Source organism: Streptomyces aureus (assembly GCF_001418135.1).
Taxonomy (GTDB): domain Bacteria; phylum Actinomycetota; class Actinomycetes; order Streptomycetales; family Streptomycetaceae; genus Streptomyces; species Streptomyces aureus_A.
Window position 1 is genome coordinate 1 of record NZ_LIPQ01000051.1, and the last position, 2,852, is coordinate 2,852.

The 2,852-nt window shown below is 70.2% G+C and carries 3 protein-coding genes; 1 reads left to right on the forward strand and 2 read right to left on the reverse strand.

Going from position 1 to position 2,852, the window contains the following annotated elements; all coding sequences use genetic code 11:
- Together ppgK and AOK00_RS05925 are read right to left on the reverse strand one after the other, a co-directional pair.
- The coding region (gene ppgK, locus AOK00_RS05920) for a polyphosphate--glucose phosphotransferase (protein WP_055599256.1) at positions 1–731 on the reverse strand (731 nt) is incomplete at its 3' end.
- Between the two features lie 30 nt (positions 732–761).
- Positions 762–1,814, reverse strand: a complete 1,053-nt coding sequence (locus AOK00_RS05925; RefSeq protein WP_055599257.1) for a 4-hydroxy-3-methylbut-2-enyl diphosphate reductase — start codon at positions 1,812–1,814, stop codon at positions 762–764.
- Between the two features lie 54 nt (positions 1,815–1,868).
- On the opposite strand from AOK00_RS05925, the gene AOK00_RS05930 reads away from it, so the two are divergent.
- Positions 1,869–2,852: APC family permease (locus tag AOK00_RS05930; protein ID WP_055599258.1), on the forward strand; the 984-nt coding region annotated here is incomplete at its 3' end.

The window sequence follows — 2,852 nt, forward strand, 5'->3', positions numbered from 1 at the left end:
GCCGCCATCCCCGCCCCCACGATCCCCGCGTTGTTCTGGAGTTCCGCCGGGACGATCTCCGCCCTGATGCCCTCGATGAGCGGCAGGAACCTGTCCGCCTTCCGGCTCACCCCGCCGCCGATGATGAACAGCTCCGGCGAGAACAGCATCTCCACGTGCGCGAGGTACTTCCGCACGCGGCGCGTCGCCCAGTGTTCCCAGCTGAGGTCCTCGTCCTCCTTGGCCTTCGTCGACGCCCTGGTCTCCGCGTCGTGGCCCTTGAGCTCCAGGTGGCCCAGTTCCGTGTTCGGGACGAGGCGGCCGTCGACGAAGAGGGCCGAGCCGATGCCCGTGCCGAGGGTCAGCAAGATCACGGTGCCCTTCCGGCCGCGGCCCGCGCCGAAGGTCATCTCGGCGATCCCGGCCGCGTCGGCGTCGTTCAGGACGGTCACCGGGAGGCCGCCCAGGCGGTCGCTCAGCAGGGTGCCCGCGTCCACGCCCACCCAGGATTTGTCGACGTTGGCCGCCGTCCGGATGGTCGAGCCGGTCACCACTCCCGGGAAGGTCACCCCCACCGGTCCCGTCCAGCCGAAGTGCGCCACGACCTCCGCGACGCAGCCCGCCACACCGTCGGGTGTGGCGGGCTGCGGGGTCAGCACCTTGTGGCGCTCCTCGGTGAGCGCACCGCGCTCCAGGTCCACGGGGGCGCCCTTGATGCCCGAACCGCCGATGTCCACTCCGAAGACGTTCATGGAATCCACGGTACGGGCTGGGGTGCCGAGTTACTCCTTGACGGACGGGGCGGGCTCGCCCGCGCCGAGCTTCGCGGCGACGGCCCGCAGGTCCTTGTTGCGGAGCTCCTTCGGCAGCGAGAAGGTGAGCGACTCGTCGGCCGTCTTGACGATCTCCACGTCGGCGTAACCGCGCTCGGAGAGCCACTCCAGGACCTCCTGCACGAGGATGTCCGGGACGGAGGCGCCGGAGGAGAGGCCGACGCTGGTGACGCCCTCCAGCCAGGCCTCGTCGATCTCGCTCGCGAAGTCGACCAGGTACGCGGCGGGGACGCCGGCCTGCTTGGCGACCTCGACCATGCGGATCGAGTTCGAGGAGTTCTTCGAGCCGACGACGATGACGAGCTCGGCCTGGCCGGCCAGCTCCTTGATCGCGATCTGGCGGTTCTGCGTGGCGTAGCAGATGTCGTCGGACGGCGGGGAGATCAGCTGCGGGAACTTCTCCTTCAGCGCGTCGACCGTCTCCATCGTCTCGTCCACCGAGAGCGTGGTCTGGGAGAGCCAGACGACGCGGGACGGGTCGCGGACCTCGATCTTGGCGACGTCGCCGGGGCCGTCGACCAGCTGGATGTGGTCGGGGGCCTCGCCGGAGGTGCCGATGACCTCCTCGTGGCCCTCGTGGCCGATGAGGAGGATGTCGAAGTCGTCGTTGGCGAAGCGGACGGCTTCCTTGTGGACCTTGGTGACCAGCGGGCAGGTGGCGTCGATGGTCGCGAGGCGGCCCTGTCGGGCCTCCTCGTGGACGGTCGGGGCAACGCCGTGCGCGGAGAACATCACGATGTTGCCCGGCGGAACCTCGGTCGCCTGGTCGACGAAGATGGCGCCCTTCCGCTCCAGGGTCTGGACGACGTACTTGTTGTGGACGATCTCGTGCCGGACGTAGATCGGGGCCCCGTACTGTTCCAGGGCCTTCTCCACCGCGATCACGGCACGGTCCACGCCCGCGCAGTAGCCGCGGGGAGCGGCGAGCAGGACACGCTTCGGGCGGTTCGTCGCGGAGGCGGAATCGGGCGTCGACGCGGGCGTTGCAGTCATGCGTCCCATCGTAAGGCCGCGTCGGTGAGCGGTTTGATCGGTGCCGTGGCCGAAACTGTGGCCATGGCCGAGGAATCGCAGGTGGCGGCGCACGGGGAAGACCCGGAACATACGGGACTTCGACGGAACCTCGGGTTCCGGGACCTGGTCGTCTACGGGCTGCTCTTCATCGCCCCCATGGCACCCGTCGGCGTCTTCGGCACGCTCGACGCGAAGTCCGGCGGCGCGGTCGCACTCGTGTACGTCGTGGCCACGGTCGCCATGGCGTTCACGGCCTTCAGCTACGCGCAGATGGTGCGGGTCGCGCCGCAGGCCGGCTCCGTCTTCACGTACGCGCGCAAGGGCCTGGGCGAGGGGCCGGGGTTCATCGCCGGCTGGATGGCGATGCTCGACTACCTGCTGATCCCCGCGGTCGCCTATCTCTTCGCGGGCATCGCGATGGAGGCGCTGGTCCCGGAGATCGACCGATGGGTGTGGACCGGGATCGCCGTCGTCCTGACGACCCTGCTCAACCTCTGGGGCGTACGGGCGGCGGCCCGGGTCGGCTTCGCGGTGCTCGCGATGGAGATCGTCGTCCTGCTCGTCTTCGTCGTCTCCGCGATCACGGTGCTCGCGCGGGACGGGGCAATGCGCGACTGGTGGTCGCCGCTCACCGGTGACGGGACGTTCTCACTGGCCGCCGTCGTCGGGGCGGTGTCCGTGGCCGTCCTGTCCTACCTGGGCTTCGACGCGATCGCCTCCTTCGCGGAGGAGGTCACGGGCGGCTCGGCGAAGGTGGCGCGGGCCCTGCTGTTCTGCCTGGCCCTCGCGGGTGTCCTGTTCATCGCGCAGACCTGGCTGGTCGCGCTGCTCGAACCGGTCTCCTCGGCCGAACTCGCGGCCGACCCGGGGAAGCAGGGGTCGGCCTTCTACGACGCGGTGGAGAGCGCGGTCGGCGGCTGGCTGCACGACCTCGTGGCCGTCTCGAAGGCGATCGGCGCGGCCTTCGCCGCGCTCGCGGGGCAGGCCGCCGGTGGTCGTCTCCTCTTCGCGATGGGCCGCGACCGG

Bases quoted from the DNA above. Each gene is read 5' to 3' on its own strand.
- AOK00_RS05925 (WP_055599257.1), bottom strand. From the start codon at position 1,814: ATGGGACGCATGACTGCAACGCCCGCGTCGACGCCCGATTCCGCCTCC.